Source organism: Lutibacter sp. (assembly GCF_033723435.1).
Taxonomy (GTDB): Bacteria; Bacteroidota; Bacteroidia; order Flavobacteriales; family Flavobacteriaceae; genus Lutibacter.
In genome coordinates this window covers 1-5,475 of sequence record NZ_JAWVXC010000019.1, presented here as the reverse complement: position 1 = coordinate 5,475, position 5,475 = coordinate 1, and the positions used below count along the sequence as shown (strand labels likewise).

Here is a 5,475-nt window from a genome sequence, read left to right as displayed (position 1 = left end):
TGGACTTGATCAATAATGAGTAATTTTAAATCGTAACCTACTTTTTCATAAGATATTTTTCGACAGGGTGGTTTTTGTTTTTTCATACTTTCGTTGTTTAAGTTGTCTAATTTTTAGTCAACCTATTTCAGGAAAGTACAAGATTTCATATAGTGGCTAACGGTCTAGTATAAGAATAGTAGCGGATTGAAATACACTTAATTTTCGGTTAAACACAGACCTTTTTTTATATTTACTTACTTTCGTTTTAGAGATAAAACCGCTATTATTTTTATACATTGTTGGGCACAGTACTTTTTTAAGATGCCCATTTCAAGATGCTTTTTTCAATGTTTTCACTCCAAACATTTTCATCATCCATTTCTTGATTGTTTTGCCATTGTTCTTCTAGCCAGTTTTTCAGTTTATCTGGGTCATTAAATTTATTGTCTATTCCAGATTTTACAAATTCAATGAATTGGTCGATTGAAAGAGGTATTATTTTAGTTTTTCCTCCGTACAGTTTTGTGTTAAATCGATTTAAGTTAAAATAGTGAGCTAAAGTTCCTTCGCTTATTTTAGGTGCAATGAATAAACAATACATTTCTTTATTCAAACTTTCTTTGGCTTTTCCAAAATGCCTTGGAACGGATTCGCTTTCCATTTTATATTGAGTATGACCTCCAGACATTGTCACTTCTGTTATTAAGCCAAAATCTGAAAATTCAGATTCTATGTCAGGTTTTTGCCCTGGCGCATAATTGAGAGGCATACCATCAATATCCATAATAAAATTCCCGTCAACTCTTTTAGCGTAATTAAGCATAACTAATGCTCTCCATACATTCCATTCAAGGAATAGAGGTGCGTCTGGCACTTCTTTTTTCTTTATTTGTTTGAATACTTCAAGAATATCTGGTAATTCTTTATAGTCTTTTAACTCACGTTTCTTTTCCTCAATATTTTTAGACTTAACTGTAATTTCAAGATTCTCTAAAACATCTTTAAGCTCCTCAATCGATGCTGTTTTGTCAAATTCAGTAATTCCTAACTTTTCTATTTTATTAATTAAAAGGTCTTTATTGTCAGATAATAATTTGACTGAATATGGATTAAATAAGTGTTTTTTAAAATCCGATAAACTTTTAAAAACTAATGGTTTTCTATCAGTTTCTTTTAAAATATAATTTACTTCCTCAATTTTTTGAGGCGAAATTATCAATCTAAAGGTTCTTTTCTGAAAGGTGATTAATTCTGTTGCTCTAATATATCTGACAAAGGCATCAGCATAGTCTTTCATATTTGAGCTTTTAGTTTTTATAAATTTTTGTAAAGAAGTATCAGAACTTTCTCTTGTTTTCAGATTTTTGTCTTGAACTTCTTGTTGAAAAATTTCTAATACTTCCTTTTCAAAACATTCAGCAACATACATTTTACGACTGCCTTTGTATGACTTTGAACCCTCACGGAAATCAATAATTTTTGCAACAATCTTATCAAAATCTTTGTAGTTTGTTAGTTGTGAAAAAAACAAAGCGATTTCTGTTTTAGAGAGACTTCCGAGTTCTTTAACTAACCTTAATAGTTCGAGGTAAGGTTTTACTGAAAAATCAAGAGTTTTTGATTGTGTATGATAAGGTGAAGGAAGTTGAAACTTTAGCATTTGTCTTGTAAATGTTTCATCTTCTCTTTTTCCAGTAAGCAATAATTTTCCAGCTTCGGTTATTTGAATTTCAGGTTTTAAATCAACAAAACCGAATGCCTTTGGTGCTCTAGTTATTCTGTCTCTTGCTGCAAATGCTGGGTCAGCAGGATAGCTTTCACCTTCATAAAATTCTGATTTATATAATGAATCGAAAAAATCAGCTTGTAATTCTGAATTACCAGTCCATTTTTTACCTGAAAATGAATTAGTGAGTAACTCAATTTCAGGAATTATTTTTTCCAAAGTTCGGGGTGATGTAAAACCAAATAATGCTTTTACTTTTGATAAACTACCCATAGTTATTCCCAGAAAATTTTATCATCAACTGCCATTGACTTTGTTTGTAAATTGTCTTTGCCTGAATTCAAATATTCAGATATTCTTGAAGATGACATTTCTATAGATTTGTCTGATATATCGCACCCAATAAAATTACATTTGTTTTTTATCGATGCTATGGCAGAAGATGCACTTCCTAAAAAAGGGTCGCATACTGTATATCCTTCTTCAGAACTAGCGTGTATCATTGCTTGAAAAACCTCTACAGGTTTTTGTGTTGGATATTTTGAACTATGAATTCTCTTAAAACGCCAAACATCAGGAAATTTTCTATTTCTTATTTTTCTAGTGTTACCATTGGTAGCAAAAATCACATACTCGTGTCTTCTTCTGAAATAATGCCCCATTCCAATATTAACCTTATCCCAAGTGATTAGATTTTTTACGTCAAAGTGATTTCTAACAACATTTCCAAGACTCAAAAGTGAATAAGAATCAAACATTATGTAAATATGTCCAGTAGATTTCTTTAAAACTCTTTTGCATTCAGATAAGAATTCATTGTAGTTTTCTTCACTATCTTCAAACTCTCCGAACCATTTCCCATTTTCTTTTCCTTTATCAGCGTATTTTCCAACTATTCTTCCTTTTCCAAGTTTTAGCTTGTCATTCATTCCGGAATAAGCTGGATCAGTAGCAATTACGTCAACACTATTTGAAGGAAGTTTTTTAAGAAATGAAATAGCATCATCTTGATAGATAGACACTTTGTTATTGTCTGAATTATACTTAAAAGTAGCTTCCGCTTTTTCTAATCTTTTTTCAATTCTATCTTCCGTGTTTTCTATAAATGATAGTATTGTTTGAAAATATTTCTTTGATATTTCCTCTTCATTTACTATAGGAATGTTTTGTTGAATTATATATTCTTTTAGTCGGCTTTCAGTTATACCGTATTCTGCTATTATTTCAGATGTTTTGTACATTCAATTCTTTTTTTCAAATCTACGAAATTTGATTCTCATTTTCGTTTCACTCGTATTGTGCCCAACGGTTTGGTACATGAAAAGTTGCGATTTTAATTAGCAATTTTTCAATGAATAAATTTAGTATTTTTTATTTAATTTTTTTTAATTAATTAGGATTAAGCAATTTTTTATGTGCATTGTTGGCGTATCGTTTTTTAATGTTTTTTAATCCACCATTTCTGTTTTTCAATTTCTAGAGCCTTTTCATTCTCAGTTTTATTTGTGTAATTAAAATAAGCATTAGTATAATTTTCCCATCCAAATTCATTATAGTCAGAATTTGGTCCAAATTCACCAGCACCAATATCTAAATCACCACTTTCAGGAATTCGATAATCTCCCCAGTTACATTTTTTTGAACTCTGTGTTTTATAACTAGTCCAAGTTCCTTGGAACATATTATTACAAAATACGTCTGCACTAAACATTAATGAATTATATTTCAATTCTCCATTTTTATCAATATAAAAGCCTGTTTGAAATGTTCCTTCCAGAATTCCTGTTCCTTTTTGGTCGGGATTTTCGAATAATTCATATCTGCCATTTATTATTCCTTGTTCTATTTTAGGGAATTCAGGATTAGGAAGTAAATTTGCTTTATCTACTATCAATAGTCCTTGAAATTCACATATATTGTTTTTAACTTTTGTCTTTCCATAAACAAAATATTCTCCTGTATTTTTGTTTTTTATGACAGAAATAAGATGAAAATAAAATCTTTGGTATGTTTCTCCGATATACCCAATTGGTTCAGCTCTCTCAATTATTTCATCACTTGTTCCATAATTGAATTTTGTTAATGTAAAAAGGTTAGAGATATCTTTTTTAAAAATCTCCTTAGAATAGTCAACTGTATCATTAATTTGACTGAACAATTGAGAAGTTATAAATAACAAAAATCCAATTAAAATTCTTTTCATAATCTATGTTTTTAAAATGCACGCCAACGGTCTCGGCTATGAGTAGTTGCGTTGCGTGGTTTAGCGGTTAACTTAGCAAGTACACGCCAAACTGAAAATCCGTGAGGATTTTCAGAAGTAAGCGAGAACAAGCAATTACTTATAGCCATTGTTACCAGCTGGTTTTTATTCAATTTTTTTATAATATGTTTTTTTATGTCCTAAAAATCCGACTTCGGGTTCAAAAGTCAGAGGATATAATTTTCTCCTTTTTAAGATAAAAACTTTTGTCATCCAATCTAATATCGCCAAATCTCCATTCTCTTCACTTTCTGAAAGATAAATCTCTATCAAATTTTTGTTTGTGGTTGGTTTAAATATTGTGTCATTAAGCTGCCACAGTTTACTCTTATTTTTTACTTGAAATATATCCTTTATTTGAATTTCTTCAATTTTTGTTCTCGGAATAGTTAGATTTCCGTATTTGTCTGTTAATTTATATTCTCCTTTATTAACCGATACATACCATTCCAGACTATCCAAATCGGTTTTTCCAATTTCAGCGAGTCTTTGAATTTTTATTTTAATTTTAGTTGAATCAGATTTATCATAATCTGTCTCTATTATTTTTGATTTGGCTGAATAAAGAACTTTGTCAGGATTAAGTTTTAATGTATCTCCAATTTTCACATAAGTTCCAGTTAGTGTTCCGCTACCTAAAACATCTTGGTGATATTCATATTCAAAAGTTCCATCTTTTTTGAATTCATAAACAAAACAATTCGGTCCAAATTCACAAATGTTGTGTTTGAACTTTCCATTAATTTGAGCAATTGAACTCAATGAAATGAATAATGTCAATATGTTCAGTAGTGTTTTTTTCAACTTGCTGGTAACGAGTTTTTATAAGATTTGTGCGTTAGGAAAATCGGAGATTTTTCGAACGTAGCAAATCGGTTTGTTAGAATGTTTGTCGTTTTGTACTAAATCAAATTTAAGCATAAATTTTATGAGGTGTTGTAACACGTTTTTTATTCTTATTTGATTTTAAATTCTCTTAAAACCTCGAACACATCGATGGGGTTTTTCTGTGCGTGATAATTAAAATGTATATTTTCAATATTCACAAAACTCATTGTCCCTTGATATGGATATTCAGGATAACAAATCAACATTGGAGATTGAGAACTTTCTTGGCTCAAAACAGCAATAGGCTCATTTATTGCAACACTCCAAGTTGCTTTTCCTCCACTTATTTTTGGTAAATATTTAGATTTGATAATATATTTTAGAATTTCTGTAATTTTCCAGTTTGGTTGAATTTCAATTTCCATAAAGTGAGGAGCGTCAATATCGTCGCTCATTGCTACACTCTCACGTGTCAATTTTATTTTTTTCATATTTTTAATTAGTCTTTTTCCATAAAATTTAAATTTGAAATTCATTTTGTATTATACTGATATAGGTTGACCATTTTTTTGTTAATATTCGTTTTCTTAAATAGTCAAATACTGTAAATTTTGTTTATTCCTTCGATAACATTTATAGTCTATATTTTGATTTAAATGCACGTGATTTGGTGTTA

At 29.7% G+C, this 5,475-nt stretch carries 5 protein-coding genes; all 5 read right to left on the bottom strand.

Annotation, left to right across the window (positions count from 1 at the left end):
• Window positions 1-298 precede the first annotated feature (298 nt).
• Window positions 299-1,981 (bottom strand): AlwI family type II restriction endonuclease, encoded by a 1,683-nt coding sequence (locus R3342_RS13455; RefSeq protein WP_318940882.1) that lies wholly within the window; start codon window positions 1,979-1,981, stop codon window positions 299-301.
• Window positions 1,982-1,983: 2 nt separating this feature from the next.
• A complete protein-coding gene (locus tag R3342_RS13450; protein ID WP_318940881.1) occupies window positions 1,984-2,949 on the bottom strand; it encodes a DNA-methyltransferase in 966 nt (321 codons plus the stop codon).
• Window positions 2,950-3,146: 197 nt separating this feature from the next.
• A complete protein-coding gene (locus R3342_RS13445; RefSeq protein WP_318940880.1) occupies window positions 3,147-3,911 on the bottom strand; it encodes a hypothetical protein in 765 nt (254 codons plus the stop codon).
• Between the two features lie 165 nt (window positions 3,912-4,076).
• Window positions 4,077-4,775, bottom strand: coding sequence for a hypothetical protein (locus R3342_RS13440; RefSeq protein WP_318940879.1), 699 nt, complete (start codon window positions 4,773-4,775; stop codon window positions 4,077-4,079).
• 152 nt (window positions 4,776-4,927) lie between these two features.
• Window positions 4,928-5,335: a hypothetical protein gene (locus tag R3342_RS13435; RefSeq protein WP_318940878.1), complete on the bottom strand. Its 408-nt coding sequence runs from the start codon at window positions 5,333-5,335 to the stop codon at window positions 4,928-4,930.
• Between the last annotated feature and the right edge of the window lie 140 nt (window positions 5,336-5,475).

Excerpts from the sequence above, each read along its gene's own strand:
- R3342_RS13450 (WP_318940881.1), bottom strand. The coding sequence starts at position 2,949 with ATGTACAAAACATCTGAAATAATAGCAGAATACGGTATAACTGAAAGC.
- R3342_RS13445 (WP_318940880.1), bottom strand. The coding sequence starts at position 3,911 with ATGAAAAGAATTTTAATTGGATTTTTGTTATTTATAACTTCTCAATTG.
- R3342_RS13435 (WP_318940878.1), bottom strand. The coding sequence starts at position 5,335 with ATGAATTTCAAATTTAAATTTTATGGAAAAAGACTAATTAAAAATATG.
- R3342_RS13455 (WP_318940882.1), bottom strand. The coding sequence starts at position 1,981 with ATGGGTAGTTTATCAAAAGTAAAAGCATTATTTGGTTTTACATCACCC.